Source organism: Arcticibacter sp. (genome assembly GCF_045629565.1).
Taxonomy (GTDB): domain Bacteria; phylum Bacteroidota; class Bacteroidia; order Sphingobacteriales; family Sphingobacteriaceae; genus Arcticibacter.
Genome location: NZ_JAZQRL010000007.1, coordinates 40,927 through 58,476 on the forward strand (window position 1 = coordinate 40,927; position 17,550 = coordinate 58,476).

Annotated in this window: 14 protein-coding genes and 1 pseudogene; 4 read left to right on the forward strand and 11 right to left on the reverse strand. The window is 40.6% G+C overall.

What is annotated here, in order from left to right; genetic code table 11:
• Positions 1-69: 69 nt before the first annotated feature.
• The 10 genes and pseudogenes from ACKI5J_RS00815 to ACKI5J_RS00860 all read right to left on the reverse strand — a co-directional run bounded on the left by ACKI5J_RS00815 (position 70) and on the right by ACKI5J_RS00860 (position 9,410).
• Positions 70-1,089, reverse strand: a complete 1,020-nt coding sequence (locus tag ACKI5J_RS00815) for a DUF2268 domain-containing putative Zn-dependent protease (protein WP_407425524.1) — start codon at positions 1,087-1,089, stop codon at positions 70-72.
• A gap of 263 nt (positions 1,090-1,352) precedes the next feature.
• Positions 1,353-2,141, reverse strand: coding sequence for an ABC transporter permease (locus tag ACKI5J_RS00820; protein WP_407425526.1), 789 nt, complete (start codon positions 2,139-2,141; stop codon positions 1,353-1,355).
• Entirely contained in the window at positions 2,116-3,033 is a 918-nt protein-coding gene (locus tag ACKI5J_RS00825) for an ABC transporter ATP-binding protein (protein WP_407425528.1), read from the reverse strand. Before ACKI5J_RS00825 ends, ACKI5J_RS00820 begins: the two co-directional genes overlap by 26 nt.
• Before the next feature lie 258 nt (positions 3,034-3,291).
• Positions 3,292-4,212, reverse strand: a complete 921-nt coding sequence (locus tag ACKI5J_RS00830; protein ID WP_407425530.1) for a DUF2268 domain-containing putative Zn-dependent protease — start codon at positions 4,210-4,212, stop codon at positions 3,292-3,294.
• Positions 4,213-4,525: 313 nt separating this feature from the next.
• On the reverse strand, positions 4,526-4,732 hold the full coding sequence (locus tag ACKI5J_RS00835) for a helix-turn-helix transcriptional regulator (protein WP_407425532.1): 207 nt from the start codon (positions 4,730-4,732) through the stop codon (positions 4,526-4,528).
• Positions 4,732-6,099 carry an erythromycin esterase family protein gene (locus ACKI5J_RS00840; protein ID WP_407425534.1) on the reverse strand — a complete coding sequence of 456 codons (1,368 nt, stop codon included), beginning with the start codon at positions 6,097-6,099 and terminating at the stop codon, positions 4,732-4,734. The genes ACKI5J_RS00835 and ACKI5J_RS00840 overlap by 1 nt, the downstream gene beginning before the upstream one ends.
• A gap of 787 nt (positions 6,100-6,886) precedes the next feature.
• Positions 6,887-7,582 carry a metallophosphoesterase family protein gene (locus ACKI5J_RS00845; protein WP_407425536.1) on the reverse strand — a complete coding sequence of 232 codons (696 nt, stop codon included), beginning with the start codon at positions 7,580-7,582 and terminating at the stop codon, positions 6,887-6,889.
• Positions 7,583-7,632: 50 nt separating this feature from the next.
• Positions 7,633-8,721, reverse strand: a complete 1,089-nt coding sequence (gene arsB / locus ACKI5J_RS00850) for an ACR3 family arsenite efflux transporter (RefSeq protein ID WP_407425538.1) — start codon at positions 8,719-8,721, stop codon at positions 7,633-7,635.
• A gap of 104 nt (positions 8,722-8,825) precedes the next feature.
• Positions 8,826-8,966: pseudogene (locus ACKI5J_RS00855) on the reverse strand (transcriptional regulator); the annotation flags it as partial.
• A 42-nt stretch (positions 8,967-9,008) separates the two neighbouring features.
• Positions 9,009-9,410, reverse strand: a complete 402-nt coding sequence (locus ACKI5J_RS00860) for a DUF1801 domain-containing protein (protein ID WP_407425540.1) — start codon at positions 9,408-9,410, stop codon at positions 9,009-9,011.
• A 208-nt stretch (positions 9,411-9,618) separates the two neighbouring features.
• Between ACKI5J_RS00860 and ACKI5J_RS00865 the strand changes: the two genes are divergently transcribed.
• Both ACKI5J_RS00865 and ACKI5J_RS00870 read left to right on the forward strand, forming a co-directional pair.
• Positions 9,619-12,081: a glycoside hydrolase family 2 protein gene (locus ACKI5J_RS00865; RefSeq protein ID WP_407425542.1), complete on the forward strand. Its 2,463-nt coding sequence runs from the start codon at positions 9,619-9,621 to the stop codon at positions 12,079-12,081.
• A 196-nt stretch (positions 12,082-12,277) separates the two neighbouring features.
• Complete coding sequence (locus ACKI5J_RS00870) at positions 12,278-13,480, forward strand: glycoside hydrolase family 105 protein (RefSeq protein WP_407425544.1); 1,203 nt, start codon at positions 12,278-12,280, stop codon at positions 13,478-13,480.
• Between the two features lie 376 nt (positions 13,481-13,856).
• On the opposite strand, the gene ACKI5J_RS00875 is transcribed toward ACKI5J_RS00870, so the two are convergent.
• A complete protein-coding gene (locus ACKI5J_RS00875) occupies positions 13,857-15,428 on the reverse strand; it encodes a hypothetical protein (protein ID WP_407425546.1) in 1,572 nt (523 codons plus the stop codon).
• Between the two features lie 158 nt (positions 15,429-15,586).
• Here ACKI5J_RS00875 and rbsK point away from each other — a divergent pair, with 158 nt between their 5' ends.
• Complete coding sequence (rbsK, locus tag ACKI5J_RS00880; RefSeq protein WP_407425548.1) at positions 15,587-16,504, forward strand: ribokinase; 918 nt, start codon at positions 15,587-15,589, stop codon at positions 16,502-16,504.
• Between the two features lie 32 nt (positions 16,505-16,536).
• Positions 16,537-17,541 (forward strand): GRP family sugar transporter, encoded by a 1,005-nt coding sequence (locus ACKI5J_RS00885; protein WP_407425550.1) that lies wholly within the window; start codon positions 16,537-16,539, stop codon positions 17,539-17,541.
• Positions 17,542-17,550: the final 9 nt, after the last annotated feature.

Consider the following 17,550-nt stretch of genomic DNA (forward strand, 5'->3'; position numbering starts at 1 on the left):
AAAACGAGGGAAAAATGATAATTAGGATAATCGTTTAATAAAGTTTACACTAAAAACCGTTGAAAGTTGTTACTGGCCGAATTGATTTCCGTATCCGCTACGTTTAAAGATTTCTTCGCTTGATAAATTATATATGTCTTTCCAAGAATTTGGCCCGTGATTTTTCACATAAGCTTCTATAATTCTAAATCCTAACCAATAAAAGAGAGTTTTAGGAGCATCCGGGAATAATTTGAATTTATTATTTCTCAATAATGGATTTTCACCTGTTTCGTCAAAATACCTCTTGACCTTTTGAAATATTTCCTTTTCATGGGCAATATACCACTTCCAGTCTGCTTCAGACATATTCTCAACCGCTTCATGTTTTGAAATAGTTCCATCAAAAAACACCCATGTAAAATAACAAGCAAAGCCCTCATCAATAGTTTGTGCCAATGCAGTTTCGTGCTTGGGGTCTTTCATTCTATTTGGTTCATAAGCCAAATGATTGAGTTCATGTGGTATGCCCTTATTGATCGTATAATCGAGATCATTATTTTCGTAATTCAATTCAAGTGCAAATTGCTCTGCATTACACCCACCAAAACCAATACCCTGAATTGGTGTAAACAATATACTAATAACGGCTTTAGGTTTATAGCTAACCATCTTATTGAACTTCCTTAAATTTACGGTTAAGATAGAGTCTAAATTCATGGCCAACAGTTCTCTGGCCTTATTGTCAAAAAGAGCTTTTTTTTCTGGATACAGAGTTTTATTCCATGCAATCATTCCAGTAGAAGTGTTAAACTTGGAAGCGTTATCTGATCCAAAGATCATCCCATAACAGTTATCCCATAACTGCTTATGTGCCATGTAAACCTCGTTTATAATCATTAAGCTATCATATTTTCCAACCTCACGATGAGCTAAAATCTGGCTTTTAAATAAATTATGTACAATAATGTCCTCAACTTTAACACTATCGGATACCATATTCAAGCTATCTATTAACGACAATGGCTTAGAATGAATTGGCTCTTTTGGCAATGAACACGAAAATAAAAATGTAAAAGCAAGGAAACCGACAAGTATACAATTCTTCATAGATGTAAATTAAAAAAAAAAGGTCATTTGTTGTGCCAGCATGAAAATGAGCCTTACGTCTACAAGAAAGCCACATATTCAATATTAATAAACACTTGGCTGTTCATTAACGAGCATTTATGTACGAAATTGAACAAGCAAAAGTGATGAACTTATCTTTGTTATTAAGCTGATTATCAAGAAACGGTTGTTTTCTGAAAATGACCGTACTAGACTCTTTATATCTATGAAGAAGCGCCATTAAGTGGGCAAGCATTCTCAAATCACCTATCAACAACATGAAGTTTCCTTTCTGACAGAAGTCCAAGCGTTGTAACAACCATACATGTCAATATTGAGCTAATTAAAGCAATATACCAGACGCTGTTAATCTCTCCGTTATTCGAGTAAGTAGATGACAAGGCCGGCCAACCCCAAGGAAAGAAAATAGCGAGGTTTTGCTTTTGAATAAGAAATAAGCCAATTATCGTTACAAAAATGCCGAAGCCAAAACTGGTATAGACATTTTTTAGAAAGACACTAAAAAAATAATGGATGGAAATAATTCCTAATGAACTTCCCATTACAATACATGGCAAATACAAGAGTAGTAGTGGTGGATAGTAGTCTTGAAAATTCAAGCTCTTAAAGAACGTAGTTGCTATCATCCCATACAGGTATACATACGTTGACAACATGCACAAACTGATGAATATTAAAAGCGCAACGACTAGCATCTTGGCTATGTAAATCGATGTTCTTGAGACGGAAAGACTAAATATGTTTCGCCATCCGCCATTACTACTTTCAAGATTATTGCTTATGATGGTTTGCAAAGCCACCAACGGAAGGAGTGCAAAACTGCTCCAAAAGTTCCAGACGACATTAGAGAAAAATATCCAGGAATCAATTTTCTTGGCTTCGATTCTCTCTTGATAATAAAACATCACCGCTCCGTAGATCAATACCGGTATCAGAGGATAGATAACTGCCAATTTGAAGGCAACAGTAGTTCTTGTCTTAATCAATTCAGCATTGATCGCTCTCCTAAGCTTTGCGAAACTCCTTAGCATCTGTAAAATTAAAAAAGGTGTCTTCCAACTTACTTACCGCACTTAACATAAAGATATTAATACCCGAGTTGACCAATATCCGGTTGATCATGGGTATATCATCGATGTCCTGAAAATATACTTGTAAAAAATCTTTCGAACTTCCAATACACTCATATCCACTCTTCTGCAAAACCTCAGCAGCTGCCAGATGGTTATCAACTTTTAATTGCAATACATTCCGATTTCGAGAAATGATTTTGTCAAGTTGATCACTGATGATAATTCTACCTTTACTAATGATAGCAATATCCGTACAGGTTTTCTCCACCTCGTCCAAGATGTGGCTAGACATAAAGATTGTCTTGTTTAAGTCTCGATTTAATCTGAGTATGAGGTTTCTCATGTCTCGAATACCATCAGGGTCTAAACCATTCGCGGGCTCGTCTAAAATTAATAAGTCAGGATCACCCAACAACGAAAAAGCTATACCAAGCCTTTGTTTCATCCCAAAAGACAAATTCTTTGATCGGACATCTTTGAACTCCTTTAAGTCCAGGTCATCTAACACCTTATCGATCTCTAAAGATTTCAGGCCTAACAAAACTTGCTTCACCCTCAAATAATCATATACTGTTATGTCTGGATATAGCGCCGGCCCTTCTACAAACGCGCCTATCTTGGCAAGAGCCTTTAACTTCTCTTTCCTTATATCGATCCCGAAGATTTTGATATCCCCTCTTTGAGTCGTTAATAAGCCTAATAAAACTTTAATAAAAGTACTTTTTCCCGCACCGTTTAGACCCAGAAATCCAAAAATGGATCCGGCTGGAACATGGATACAAACGTCAGTTAAAATTATTTTTTTATTATAACCAAACTGTACACCCGAGGCTTCAATAGCGCAATTCATAGCAAGGCTTAAAGTTTTTCCAGGTTTTCCCTTAGTGAGTATAAATCAAATTGGCGTAGTTCAACAATATACAAATTTTATTGGCCTGGTTTCAAAGAATGATCGTTGAGACAAATTAAAAATGCAGGTCTCCGTATCGGACCGACAATGTTTATTATGAAAACGGCAGTCATGAGGTAATCTAACCCTATGGTTAAATCTCATGCAGACTAGTACTCAAGTAATTTAAGTATCTGAAAATGAGAATTACGTTACAACCTATTTTGGCAAATACTCGTCTAAGTACCCAGTTGCATTCAGAAAAGCATCGTAATCTTCAATATTCAAAATATCACTTACAGCTTTTCTTTTGTCATCCTGTCTCTCGAAATAGGCTTTTACAATTTCATAACCCATCCAATAGCCAAGATCGTTGGGTCGCTCGTCCTTACCGCTGGTTCCATACAACCAATCCTGCGAATCCGTCTTGTGCATACGCTCAACGAACTCTTTGCTCAATGCTATTCTATTTGTAGCTCCATAGGTATTGGCTTCCATATTCCCCTTTATGCCTGTGACGAGTTCGGCAACAAAGTCGGCCGCACCCTCAATTATTGACTGTTGTAAAAGAGTCGTTTCGCCCTTTGGATAGGTTTGTTGGAAATGAATTGACTCATGCATGATCAGCTCAGGCAAATGATCCAGGCTTATTAGCATCTCCGCACCGATCAACAAGCCGTCTTTCGAAACTGTTCCCCCACTATTAAATCTGCCCATAACGAAATACGTTGGCGGGTATACCGCATCCGGATACCAGTACTCTAGAGCGTAGAAGTAGGGTTTAATTAATTTCTCCTTTGCCTTTATCAAGCTATCTATATTACGCACCTTCTGATAGTCCGCCTTCCGCCTTTCAACCATTTTCAACAGAGAATCTGCCCCCATAATTCGATATGGAATAAACCCTTTTAATCCTATCGAGCCTTGATTAACGTATTCGTGAAATGGATTTTCCTTAGTCTTTCCGATAGCATCAAATGCCCGCCAGAAGTTGGGAATATCCGACAATATAAATTTTGCATTCTGAGGATCCGTAGGAAACGCCGTTTTTTGGCCGTAGCTATAGCTAACCCAAACCAGTAGAAATAAAAACATCACGCCCTTTTTCATAAAGTTTTTTTCGATAAGACGATTTTTCATACTATCAGGTTGCAGTTTCCTGTGGTTTTTCAACTCAGGCGATTTGAATGCCATTCAGTACCCCTATCATAGATACCTATTGAAAATATAGCTGGAGATTTGCTAAAAGATATGTTGAAGTGAAATCCGTGCAGATTGTCTTAATAAACCCTTGATCAGAAATGGAGGGAATAATGGGAAACGTTTTTCAGTTTCGCCCCCACCTTACAATACAAATTACTTCTTTCCAGTCACGCTCAATTCCGAATGCAGATTCTAGTTTAAGACAATCGATTTTCCTTAATTCATTGTGGATAGCATTTTATTTAACAATTCATTCTAAATCGATGTCTTCCAAGCTGAAGATTTCATTTACAGTCGTCCCGAAAACTTTCGCGATTTTCAACGCTAGCAAAGTCGAGGGCACGTACTTCCCCAATTCGATGGAATTTATGGTTTGCTGGGAAACCCTTACTTTTTCTGCTAAATCAGCCTGAGTGTAGTTATTTTTAGCTCGCTCTACCTTTATGCTATTAGTCATCACCGGATTTCGTTAATAAATAGAAGTCCGTCAAAAGCATCGCTGGCGCACAGCATTAAATAGCTTACCTTATTTGCTTCCATAGGACGTCTCATCTTGAGCCAGGCTGAAACGTAGGGATTCCGTGAGGCCGGCTTAAGATCTAGTATAAAACGAGGTTTACCAACTTGAAGAAGGGCTCTATCCAAACTAGTAGAGTGAGCTTCGACTAGAGAAGGTGTGCAACTACTTCCAATTATAAACACGTCATTCTTAGGAAAGATTGACTTAAGATATTGTCCCATGCTGTTCGGTGGCTTTGCAAAAGAATCCCAAACTCCCCCAGTGGTGACTTCATTTTTAACATGTGCATTATGAGCGACAACCAGCACTTTGCCTCTTTCGGTTTCAGAATTTAAGATCCAAATTAAATTATCGGTCATAGCAGCATCACGCGCATTCATAGCCTTCCAAGCATCTGGTGAAATTTTTCCGGGTTGCTCTCGAGATGTGACTCTCACTATTCGGTCCGTTTGTCTGGCAAGTATTGCATTTCGATACGCCCACTCATATTTATTCTTTGAACTACTATTTATAAAATTAATTCGCTCACGTTCAAACAAGGCGATTAGATCATCCAATGTAGCACTAAGGCTGTTATGTTCTTCTGACGAAAGTAATGGATATTTTGCAACCGATAAACGTGGAAGGTAGGTTACTATAGCAGATTCCAGTTTTACAGCATCCTCTGGGGACACCTGTCTAAGATACCTTAGTGCTTCATCAATCGCAGCATGTGAAGGTGTCGTATCTCCGGGGAAACCTCTCAGCTGCATATCCATTCCGTAAAATTTTAACCTATGCTTGTGAGCTGGGTTAGCGTTGTAATGTCGCATCCACTGTAAAAGTGCAACGTTTTCTAACGAAGGACTTCCGATGGTTAGTTTAGCCGCAGCTTCTTGTGCTGTACCAGGACCACCTGCGATGAAATCAGCAGCTACATACGATTCGGCAAAACCGGCTTCCAATACGATTGTCGTAAACCCCAAATTCTCAACTAGAAAGCGAAACATTCTATTTCGGAGGGCAAGCAGTGTATGGATCCCATGTGCAGGTTCACCTAAAGCGACAATCCGCGCGTTACGAATGATTTTCTTTAGCGGTTCTAGATCGGCACTGCCTTTTGCACGATCAGTGTTTTGTATTGGGAATGCATTAGTCCTTGCCCAATTAGTAAATCGCCTGTTTGACGAGCTGTCTGTAATTTCAATACTAGCTTGCGCGGTACTAGAGACCGGTTTGTTTATCAATAAAAGAAATAATACGCCCTGTAGAATAAAAGAAAGTTGATTAAAACAAGGCTTAATTCTATCTGGTGAGTTACCCATAAAATGCTATTAATATTACTATAAGCTGTTGAACTCAAAATGTCAGGACAGGCCATTGTCAATACTCGTCCAAATACACACTTGCCTTCAAAAAAGTATTGTAATCTTCAATGTTTAATTATTACCAACGGCTTGTTTTTTATCAAAAACAGATTTCACGACTTCATATCCCATAGTAGCTTATGCCTTTGGACTCCTGTCCTTACTGCTGATGCCGTATAGCCAATTTCGCGAATTCGTCTTTGCATACAATATACTAAATTTTCCTTCTCCTCTTAGATACTTAAATATTTCCTTAATCATTAACGATGCTCAGAACTTCCTACAAGCTAGGGCCAAGATTGCTAGTTTTTATGCCAGAATAAGAGCAGTTTTTAGCAGGAATGAATCTATTAACATAAGATAAATTGTAACTATTATATTCTCCGAGAGAGGGCATTATGAGACCGTTTTTTTCTATCAGAGAGACATCAAGGTGAACCGACGAAAAATGTTCGTTTTGTGAGAGAATTTAAGTTCAGTTATTGCGAGGACATATAGATAATAATACAAGCTCCAATTAGAGCGATAACAGCACCAGTGATATCATACCAGATCGATAGACGGTTGCGAGATCGAATATTAGCTGCAGCATCCTGGAGGGCAGCAAGCCTCGGACGGCTTCTCTGCATAAACGGTAATAATTTCAATGTACTTCTGCCTTGCCAGTTCTTTCAGTTGTTCTTCAGTTTTCATAATATTTGATTTAATGGATATCTGCTTTTGACCCTCTGACAATCATGATCGATTAACTATTCGGACAATCAAAACGCGTTTCGTATATTCTCCGCAATTCATTCGGGAGCAAGCTTTTTTCGATGTCTTGCGCTGAAGTTTCAACGTCATATTTGAACCTTCTAAATTCCACTTGAAAACAATTCTCCAGAATCTCAGCGTCTGGTTCAAGGGTCAACATCACATAGCAACCTCGCGGATCGCCGTCTTTTGGCTTCCCTGCCGAGCCGATATTCACAACCTGCCTGACCGAACTAGCGTTGGTCTTTAAGATCCGATGATATGGTTGATGTGAATGCCCCACAAAAAGCAAGTGCGCACCCGCTTCATCCATTAGTTCCAATACGTAATTTTCGTCTGTGTCTTCAAGTATATATTCATCTATGCGCCGGGTACTGCCGTGAGCAAAAACAAGATTCAACAAGCCTGCCCGTAATTTGTATTCTAATTTAATATGTGCAGGAAGAGCCTTCAAGTATGTTCTGTTTTCCTCCTTGATTAAATGGTAAGCATAATTCTTGCCTGGCTCTTGAAGGCTTTCTGCGGTCGTCTTTATCTTCTCAACCTTCTCATCATGGTTTCCTTTTAATGTCCCTATCTTTCTTCTTCGAATCTCTTCTATGATCTCATTCGGATAGATGTGATATCCAACCAGATCGCCAAGGCAATAAATGATATCCGGATTCTGACCGTCCATATCCTTTAGCATCGCTTAAAATGCAGCAAGATTCGCATGGATATCTGAAAAAAGTGCAATTCTCATTTTTGTATGATGTCTAAGGCTTTTGTGGGATAGTACTTTTTGCGGAAATAGAAGGCCAGATTGACTAATGCAATTAATGCAGGAACCTCAACCAATGGCCCAATAACACCTGCAAATGCCTGGCCTGAGTTGATCCCAAAAACACCGATGGCAACTGCAATGGCAAGTTCAAAGTTATTTCCTGTAGCTGTAAACGCAATAGAGGTACTTCTTGAATAATCAGCACCAAAATATTTACCAGCGAAAAAGCTGATTACGAACATGATGGAGAAATAGATAACTAAAGGTATAGCAATCCTGACCACATCCATTGGTATCTGAACGATCAACTCCCCTTTGAGGCTAAACATGATTACGATAGTGAAAAGCAGTGCAATAAGAGTAATCGGAGAAATAAGGGGAATAAACTTGTTTTGAAACCAATCCTCGCCTTTAAGTCTAATAAGGCTATATCTGCTGATAACACCCATTGCGAACGGAATCCCCAGGTAGATTCCAACACTTTTAGCAATCTCCGCGATAGTGATGTTCACTTCAAGGCTGTCCAGCCCGAAGTAAGGGGGTAATACTGTAATGAAAACATAAGCAAACACACTGTATAGAAGCACCTGAAATATACTGTTTAACGCAATCAGTCCGGCGGCATATTCCCTGTTGCCCTCAGCAAGCTCATTCCACACCACAACCATGGCAATACATCTGGCCAGACCAATAAGGATTAACCCCACCATATATTCTGGGTAATCTCTCAAAAAGGTAATGGCCAAAAAGAACATTAATATCGGCCCGATAACCCAGTTCAGGACTAGCGAAACACTTAAAACCCTGGTGTCTTTAAATACTTCACCCATTTTCTCATACTTCACTTTTGCCAGTGGTGGATACATCATCAGTATCAATCCAATCGCTAGTGGGATATTCGTGGTTCCGCTCGAAAATGAGTTGATAAATCCCGAGGAAGAAGGTAGGAAGTAGCCGGTAGCAACACCGATACCCATAGCAAGAAATATCCAGAGGGTAAGGAAACGATCCAAAAAGCCTAATTTTTTTCTTTCGGCAGCAGGCGCGCAGTTATTTGCAGACATAGTCTAAATATTTTCTTTGATGAATTTCTCTGAGTAACTCCGGATCATATCCCTTACAGTTCTGAACTGCTGTTGGACTTGTTGCTCAGTTCGGATGCTTTTGCTACCAGATCGCCACATATGCAAGTATTGGAAATGAGTATTCTTTGCAAAATAGCAATACGGGCAGGATGAGCCATTGCCTTCAATAACTGTGCAAGCTGATTTTGTTCAGCTGTAAACATTTCCGTTTTTGTTAGTCCCATATTGCAATATTGCGATTAATTATAAGAATGAAAAACTTTTCTTTACTTAGCCTCGGAAATCCATTCATCAACAATCTTAGCCAAGTCTAATTGTGCGTCTTCTATTTCCCGAATGTTCTTGAACGTTGCTATCGCCCTGTCATTCTCTTTCCAAGTTAATAACTTACTTTTTGTATCGATCAATCTGTTCGGAGGTTGTTCCAGCTTCTTTGCTCCCCTATGAAAAATTAATTGAATCTGCTTTGGCGGCTGAATCCTCATTGTGATTCTGTCCTCGTCATTAAAGCAGAAATTCGGTCCGTTCCATTTGATATTTTCGGTCAGGCCGGCATTCGCGGTTAGAATACATTTCCGCAATTCTTCAATTTCATTTCTTAGTGGGTGGTCCAGTGTGTCCAGAAATTCTGTCACTTTGTTATTCAGATACTGTGCTTGCTTTGACATGGTAGTGCTTTTAATTCAAGAAAGGGAATAATTATTACAAGTTAATACAGAAAAAGCTCGTCCAGCATGGTAAGTATCAATAATTCTGAGTCGTTCGTTTGGGGTGTAGATGGATGCGTAGACGCGTACTTTCTATAGTAACGGCTCTGATACGGAAATTTTAACGGCTAAGTCGTACTTTTGGGTTTTAAAGTACAAAGAAAGGTTCATGTTTAAATCTCTGCTTTCCGAACATACTGTTCATTCATCACTTAATTTCAAGTTCTTTTTAACCCTCATGATGCTGTCACTCTCTGCATTTACCTATGCGGATGACAGGAAACAACTTTTTAATAGGGGTTGGAAGTTTTATCTCGGTGCAGCAGAAGAGGCGAAATCGTTTGAATTTGATGACCATCAGTGGCGCTCGGTGGATCTTCCTCACGATTGGAGTATTGAGCCAATAAAAAATCAAGTTCCTGGTAAAACGATAGGTCCATTCAGCAAGGAAAGTCCGGGTGGCGCCGCCACTGGCCAGACGCTGGGTGGGGAAGGTTGGTATCGCAAAACATTCACGATAGGTTCAGCTGACGCCGGGAAAAGACATGAATTGTATTTCGAGGGTATATACAATCAATCGGAAATATGGATAAACGGGAAAAAGGCAGGGGAGAACATGTATGGTTACAGTACCTTCCGCTTTGACATCACGGCATATTGTAATGCGCCCGGAGAAAAAAATGTAATTGCAATAAAAGTAGTTAATAAAGGGAAAAATTCCAGATGGTACGCAGGATCGGGTATTTACAGGCACGTTTATCTTATCAAGACAGGTCAATCGCATATTGATGATTGGCTTAGTTCTGTTCAGACTACTTCCATACTCAAAGACGAAGCAAGGCTGAGCATAGCTACAACGGTAATTCAATCTAAGGGCGATAAAGATCTGATGATTGATGCAGTGCTGACAAGCCCGGAGGGGAAAGTTGTTGGCAAGGAACAAAGATCTGTTCCTTCTGCGGCAAATGATACTGCAGCATTGGCTTTTGATTTCATGGTATCTAATCCAAAACTATGGAATGTGACTACTCCCTCTCTTTACAGCTTGAAGTTGACATTGAGCAATAAAAAGGGCGTTCAGGATATCGTTACCTTGCCTTTTGGCATTCGCACTATCGCTTTTTCTGTTGACAAGGGGTTCCAAATTAATGGAGAGACGCTTAATCTTAAAGGGGGATGTATTCATCACGACAATGGTTTGCTTGGTGCAGCTGCATACGATCGGGCTGAGGAAAGGAAGATTGAGTTGTTGAAAGCGAATGGATTCATCGCTATCCGATCTCACAATCCGATGTCGGAAAGTTTTATGCAAGCCTGTGATCGTCTGGGAATGTTAGTCATAAATGAGGCTTTTGATCAGTGGGAGAGAAAGAAAAATCCGGATGACTATCATCAGTATTTCAAGGAATGGAGTGCAAAAGATATCAGATCGCTGGTATTAAGGGATCGCAATAAGCCGTCAGTTATCATGTGGAGCATCGGTAACGAGATATATGAAAGGCTTACTGAGAGAGGGATGGAAATAGCAGCCTACCTGAGAAAGGAAGTGTTGAAATACGATACTACCAGGGCCATTACTGCCGGAGTAAACAACCAGTGGGATAAAGAGCGTAAAAACAGGGTTCCGATTGACAATGCGTTTCGTTCCCTGGATGTGGCGGGATACAATTACATGTGGTCTGTGTATGAGCGTGATCATGTCAGATTCCCCGACCGAATCATGTTGGGTACTGAAAGTGTAGCCACCGAAGCTGCAGCTAACTGGGATAAGGTGGAAAGGTTACCTTACGTAATAGGAGATTTTATCTGGACTGCAATGGACTACCTGGGTGAATCGGGACTGGGCAGCTCCATTGAAGTCGATCCGACGGAAAATACACACTTTTTTCAGGATTGGCCGTGGTATAATGCCTGGTGTGGAGACATTGATTTGTTGGGTATTAAGAAGCCTCAGTCGTACTATCGGGATATCGTTTGGAAACAGCGGAACATTACGATGGCAGTAGAATTGCCCGCACAGCCAGGAAAGATCAGAAAAGTTAGCTTTTGGGGTTGGCCACAGGAAAGTCTGGAATGGAATTTTCCGGAACAAATCGGTAAAGAGGTTTCGGTAAATGTATATTCGAGGGCACCGATAGTCAAGCTGTTTCTTAATGGTAAGTTTCTGGCCGAACAAAAAACAGACAGCGTTTATAAAGCCACTTTCAAGACCCCGTATCATCCGGGAACGCTTAAAGCAGTGGAATATATCGACGGTGTAGCAGGTGACTCTATTGCACTGACTACTCCGGGAGAGAAAAGGATGTTGAGATTATCGGCCGACCTCAATAAATTGCCTGCGAACGGGCAGTCACTTTCTCACGTGCTTATTGAACTTGTAGATCAGCATGGTCGAGTGGTTTTGGAGTCGGGTAGAATGATTGATATCTCATTATCAGGAAAGGCGGGTAAGATTGTTGCTTCGGGTAACGCCGCACCAAATGACATGGAAAGTTTCAATTCTTTACAACCGAAATTATTTAATGGCCGGGCGATCGTTATACTCAGATCGGGTTATGAAAATGGGAGTGTATCTTTAAAGGTTAGATCAAAAGGGCTAAAGTCTCGTAGTTTGAAAATCGGCGTGAACTAAAATTTTGTCATTATAGGTTACGAAATGGAGGTGCGGGCAGCGAATTCATTGATGAACAGGATGATAACGAATGTGGATCTTTCCGAAGGCAAGCAGGCTGTCTAACATTGTTATTATAGAGCATTGATTTCAAATTAGAATACCTAATTTCGGTTTCGACTAACAAAGTTTTTGTATAGACCTGTAATAATAACCAATGAAGTATTCAAGAGTTCTAGTGATCTGCGTAGGTGTTTTGGCATCAGCTGGATGTGCGTCGCAAAAATTCCAAAATAAAAGCGTACAGCATGTGGATTATGCCACGGAGATCAGCAACACCATTATGCACAAATGGCCAGATTCGTTGACGCGTCTGGACGGCAAGTCCGCAGGATGGTCTTACGATATCGGTCTGTATCTGGATGCGATCTCGAATGTTTATGCGAGAACCGGCGATCAGAAATATTTCGATTATATCCAGAGGCAAATGGATAGATTTCTGTTGCCTGACGGGAAAATCAGATATTATAGCCAGGAATCCTACAATATCGATTATGTAAGAAACGGTAAAATGATGTTGTACCTGTATGAAAAGACAGGTCAACAGAAGTATGCTGATGCAGCGACGTATCTGAGACAACAGTTATACAAGCATCCGCGAACAAGCGAAGGTGGTTTCTGGCATAAAAAAGTATATCCGCATCAGATGTGGTTAGATGGGTTGTATATGGGACAGCCATTTTATGCGCATTATTCGAGTCAGTTTAATGAGCCAGGGAATTTTGATGATGTCGCCAGGCAATTCATCCTGATGGAAAAAAATGGAAGGGACAACAAAACGGGTTTACTTCATCATGCCTGGGATGAGAAGAAGGAGCAAAAATGGGCAGACAAAGTTACCGGTAAATCGCCGAATTTCTGGGGACGTGCAATGGGTTGGTATGGTGTAGCGCTGGTTGATGTTCTGGATTATTTTCCGAAGGATCATCCCAATAGAGCGGAATTGATTGCAATACTTAACCGATATGTGGAAGCTGCTGCTAAGGTGCAGCATCCGAAGAATAATTTATGGTATCAGGTTTTAGATCAGGCCGGCAGAGAAGGAAACTATCCAGAAGCGTCTGCTTCTTCTATGTTTGTATACACCATGTTGAAAGGGTCAAGATTAGGATATATTCCTGCTGAGTATAAGGCTATTGGCCTAAAGGGCTATGACGGATTGATTAAGAAGTTCATTGTAAAAGGCGACGACGGGCATTACCACCTTAATGGGACGGTTATGGTTTCCGGTTTAGGTGGCACTCCGTACAGGGACGGAACTTTTAATTATTATATCAGTGAGCCGGTTATCCAGGATGATCCGAAGGGGATGGGCGCATTTATTCTGGCCGCTAATGAGAGGCAGTTGGCGGGGAGGTAGACGCGGTGGTGCGATCTATTGTTGGTCTTTCGAAGACAAATCGACCGGGTCTGCTCGCCAACTAATTTCAAAGCGCAGTTATGAGCTCTGGGTTTCCGTATTTTTAATTCGACATATTCTACGAAATTGTTCAATATGGCTTGGCAGCCTTCCTTCTGGAATTTGGGATCATTTTCTGTTTCGGCATCGAAGGTAGATTTTTACCAGTTTTGCCGTTGTTGTTTATTAAATATGGTGTTGGCTTTGAAATTTATTGTGTTGTATAAGCGACAACTTAGGGGGTATTACGACATTGAGGTGAAGAAAATGTTTAATGTCAGTAATTCTTTTTATGGGATCGCTATTGTAAATAGCTTTTAAAGGTTCCCTGACACCATTAAGGTAAATTTTGCACCGGTGATTCCTGCGCCACTCGACTGGTTTTCGCTGTCCCGGAGTAAACAAAAGGATGCCTAAAGGATACAGCCTGGCTCTGCAGATCTGCTGACGATATATGAGATGCCCAGTCGAGAAAATTATAGTGCTTCAGAAGAGAGAGCTCACTCTTGTCACTGTAAATCAATTGGATTTTTCGTTGTATTTTTTTCCAGGTGTTCGTCTTGAATTGTTTACCTCTCCTTTTAATGTCGGCAGCTATTAGCGAAAAAATTATCTTTTCAATGGTTAAAAGTTTTTCCCCTTTGTTTAGTGCTCTCTTATAAGATCTCATTTCGTAGCTTAAGGTGCTCGAATCAATTGTTTCGTAACAAGATATAATGTATAAAAGCTTTCCGGCTCTATGTAAGGAGTCTTTAGATTTATGATGCAGAAAAGTCGATGCCAGTCGTCTGACAATAGTCCATTTTCTGACTTGGGCATGAAGAGAGCAGTTTAGCAGGATGATTTCCAGATCTTTGGTATCGCTGATTGCCTGAAAGGGCGTGAGATTGTTTGGTGGTAGAAAGGTTCCCGCTTCTTCAAATTTTTTAAGTCCGACGAGGCGATGTAATGAATATAATTGAATGGTTTTCTTGATTTCATTTTTGAAGTGTTCCGGATAGGTTTTGCTGAGAAGATTCTCAAGTTTTTCGTTGTAAAACGACATCTCGTCATATCTTCCTATCGTTCTTAGACTATCCAGAATGCCATCTAAGGCAGAAAGGTAGTCATAAGGAGGAAAGTCCCATATCTCCTCGTTTGCCTCGAACTCCTCATTTAGACTTTTGAACACCCGCAAGGCCGATTTATAATCGGATATGTGTATGAAGAAGAAGGACTGAAATAGTAAATGTAATTTTTGTGCGGAAAATATTTTTTTATTCTTTCCGGATATTAGGCTTAATTCACTGAATATAAGATCCTGAATGTTTTTGTTGTTTGATGGTTTTGAGATTAAAACCTGATTAATGGTGCGTAACTTCAATAGTTCATAGAGCGAGAACTGCTCCTGGATTTGTTTGATTTTAGCCAGATTCGTTTTAAGGCTCATCTGCGTCATAATCAGTGCATCTTCATCCATATCAGGAAAATCAAGGTCTGCCAGGAGGGATGATTCCATTCTTTCAGCATGATAGGCAACAATATGATTTTGCTGTTTGTTGGCTGATTGTTTTGCATGTGATAGTTCCTTAAGGCCATATTCAGGAATGGACCTTTCCACGCAGAGCCTAGCTGTCATTAGCCGGTACAATTGGTTGTACCAATCATCCTGCTCTATGCGGAGCATGACCAAGACTTTTAACAGGATCTTAAATAAATAAGATATGTTGTTTTGAAAAGACCTTCTGGGACAGCTACTGTTGAAGAGTTGCTGAATGGTTTCCCTGTTTTTTTCTTTTCCATTTAAGATGAGGTCATAGAGGCAGAGATAGTCCTTCTCGTCAGAATAAGCGTTTGTGTATGAACTAAACATCTTTTTCTCAACAGAGGAAAGCGAATGCACAAGTTTGTGTAATTCTTCAAACTTCATTAGGGAATATAATTGGCTAATTGGTTGATGGAAAGTGGAATATAGAAAAATAACGTGAGATAATAGTCTATTGTAATTATTTTTTTGTCTGATAAGTGGCTTATTAACGGTTTTATTCTCAATTATATTTGAGTACTAACCAATTAATTATAAACCGTATGAGTAACAGAATTATTGTTGTGGGCAGTATGAACATGGACATGGTCGTCAGGACAGACCATATTCCAAGGCCGGGCGAGACGGTCCTCGGTGGCAACTTCTTCATGAATCCGGGAGGAAAAGGTGCAAATCAGGCAGTTGCCGTTTCAAGATTAGGAGGAGATGTTGTATTCGTTGGTAAGATAGGCAGCGACGTATTCGGTAAACAAGCGGCTCAGCTTTTTGATGATGAAGGTATTGATACTTCAGGTCTGATTGAGGATGATGACAATCCCTCAGGAATAGCTTTAATTACCGTGGATGCATCAGGAGAAAACAGTATAGTAGTTGCCTCCGGTGCAAACTCCAATTTAACTCCTGCGGATGTCAGTTCGCAACTAGACAATTATAAGGATAGCAAAATTTTGCTGATGCAGTTGGAAACACCAATGGAGACGGTTGAGCTGGCTGCGAAAAAAGCAAAGGAAAATTCCATGCGGGTGATTGTAAACCCTGCGCCTGTAAATCCCAGAATTTCATCCATGTTCGGTATGATCGATATTCTTACTCCTAATGTGACGGAAGCGGAAATGCTGACCAATCTGAAGATCGATTCGATAGCTGATGCAAAGATTGCTGCGGAAGAGATAAACCGGCAAGGCGTAGCGAATGTGATTATTACCCTCGGAAAAATGGGAGCGGTACTGTTGGAGGCTGGTGAGTTTTATCATATTCCGGCTCCTGAGGTCAAAGTGATTGATACGACTGCCGCCGGGGATGTTTTTAACGGAGCGCTTGCGGTGGCCCTGGCAGAAGGGAAGAGCTTAATAGAAGCAGTAAAGTTTGCTTGTCAGGCATCTGCCATTTCTGTAACGAAGCTGGGTGCGCAATCTTCTATTCCGTCTCGAAATGAAGTTCTCCTGAATATCCTCGATTAGATAAGACCAATTTATTCCTAAAGCTATAGCTTATGTTCATTGTAGAAAATTACCTTTTAGCAGTCGTATTCTGTGTAGTAACGATGCTTTGCTGGGGATCCTGGGCTAATACCCAGAAGCTCGTGCGCAAAGAATGGAGATTCGAATTGTTTTATTGGGATTATGTATTAGGCATCTTTTTCATCTCTCTGTTTGGAGCCTTTACTCTCGGGAGTTTCGGTGAAAATGGAAGGCCTTTTTTAACGGATATTGCCCAGGCTGATACTAGCAATATATGGAGCGCTTTGTTTGGAGGTATTGTCTTCAACCTCGCCAATATCTTGTTAACCGCGGCGATAGCGGGAGCAGGTATGGCGGTCGCTTTCCCGATCGGCATTGGATTGGCTCTCGTTATCGGTGTACTGATTAATTATTTATTGCATGCCAAAGGTGACCCGATGTTGCTGTTCTCAGGTGTCGCCTTAATCACGCTAGCCATTATTTTGAATGCCATAGCTTATCATAGACACTCCAGAAGCAGCTCAAATAAGAGCGTCGGCAAATGGATTTTGGTATCAATTCTTGCAGGAATACTCATGTCGACATTCTATCCATTTATCGCTGCTGGTATGGATCTGGAGAATTTTGTTACTCCCATGGCTGGTAAGATGACGCCCTATACGGCCTCAGTTGTGTTTGCAACCGGTATTCTGATCAGCAATCTTTTGTTCAACAGTATACTGATGCGCAGACCACTTGAAGGAGCCCCTATTCATTATTCAGAGTATTTCAAGGGGAAATCGGGTATCCATCTAGTAGGAATCTTAGGGGGTGGAATCTGGGGCGTCGGTAATCTGTTCAATCTTATAGCTGCAGGAAAAGCCGGGCCGGCTATTTCTTACGGACTTGGACAAGGAGCCACTTTGATAGCGGCCTTATGGGGGGTATTGATCTGGAAAGAATTCAAAGGAAGTTCAGGGCCTGTCAACGTGCTTATTGCATCGATGTTCGTCCTCTTTGTAGTTGGCTTGGGACTCGTAATAGCGGCAGGTAATTAACCATTCATG

What these genes read in the sequence shown, in the direction of transcription:
- ACKI5J_RS00815 (WP_407425524.1), bottom strand. Translation starts at nt 1,089, where the DNA reads ATGAAGAATTGTATACTTGTCGGTTTCCTTGCTTTTACATTTTTATTT.
- ACKI5J_RS00820 (WP_407425526.1), bottom strand. Translation starts at nt 2,141, where the DNA reads ATGCTAAGGAGTTTCGCAAAGCTTAGGAGAGCGATCAATGCTGAATTG.
- ACKI5J_RS00825 (WP_407425528.1), bottom strand. Translation starts at nt 3,033, where the DNA reads ATGAATTGCGCTATTGAAGCCTCGGGTGTACAGTTTGGTTATAATAAA.
- ACKI5J_RS00830 (WP_407425530.1), bottom strand. Translation starts at nt 4,212, where the DNA reads ATGAAAAATCGTCTTATCGAAAAAAACTTTATGAAAAAGGGCGTGATG.
- ACKI5J_RS00835 (WP_407425532.1), bottom strand. Translation starts at nt 4,732, where the DNA reads ATGACTAATAGCATAAAGGTAGAGCGAGCTAAAAATAACTACACTCAG.
- ACKI5J_RS00840 (WP_407425534.1), bottom strand. Translation starts at nt 6,099, where the DNA reads ATGGGTAACTCACCAGATAGAATTAAGCCTTGTTTTAATCAACTTTCT.
- ACKI5J_RS00845 (WP_407425536.1), bottom strand. Translation starts at nt 7,582, where the DNA reads ATGCTAAAGGATATGGACGGTCAGAATCCGGATATCATTTATTGCCTT.
- arsB (WP_407425538.1), bottom strand. Translation starts at nt 8,721, where the DNA reads ATGTCTGCAAATAACTGCGCGCCTGCTGCCGAAAGAAAAAAATTAGGC.
- ACKI5J_RS00860 (WP_407425540.1), bottom strand. Translation starts at nt 9,410, where the DNA reads ATGTCAAAGCAAGCACAGTATCTGAATAACAAAGTGACAGAATTTCTG.
- ACKI5J_RS00865 (WP_407425542.1), top strand. Translation starts at nt 9,619, where the DNA reads ATGTTTAAATCTCTGCTTTCCGAACATACTGTTCATTCATCACTTAAT.
- ACKI5J_RS00870 (WP_407425544.1), top strand. Translation starts at nt 12,278, where the DNA reads ATGAAGTATTCAAGAGTTCTAGTGATCTGCGTAGGTGTTTTGGCATCA.
- ACKI5J_RS00875 (WP_407425546.1), bottom strand. Translation starts at nt 15,428, where the DNA reads ATGAAGTTTGAAGAATTACACAAACTTGTGCATTCGCTTTCCTCTGTT.
- rbsK (WP_407425548.1), top strand. Translation starts at nt 15,587, where the DNA reads ATGAGTAACAGAATTATTGTTGTGGGCAGTATGAACATGGACATGGTC.
- ACKI5J_RS00885 (WP_407425550.1), top strand. Translation starts at nt 16,537, where the DNA reads ATGTTCATTGTAGAAAATTACCTTTTAGCAGTCGTATTCTGTGTAGTA.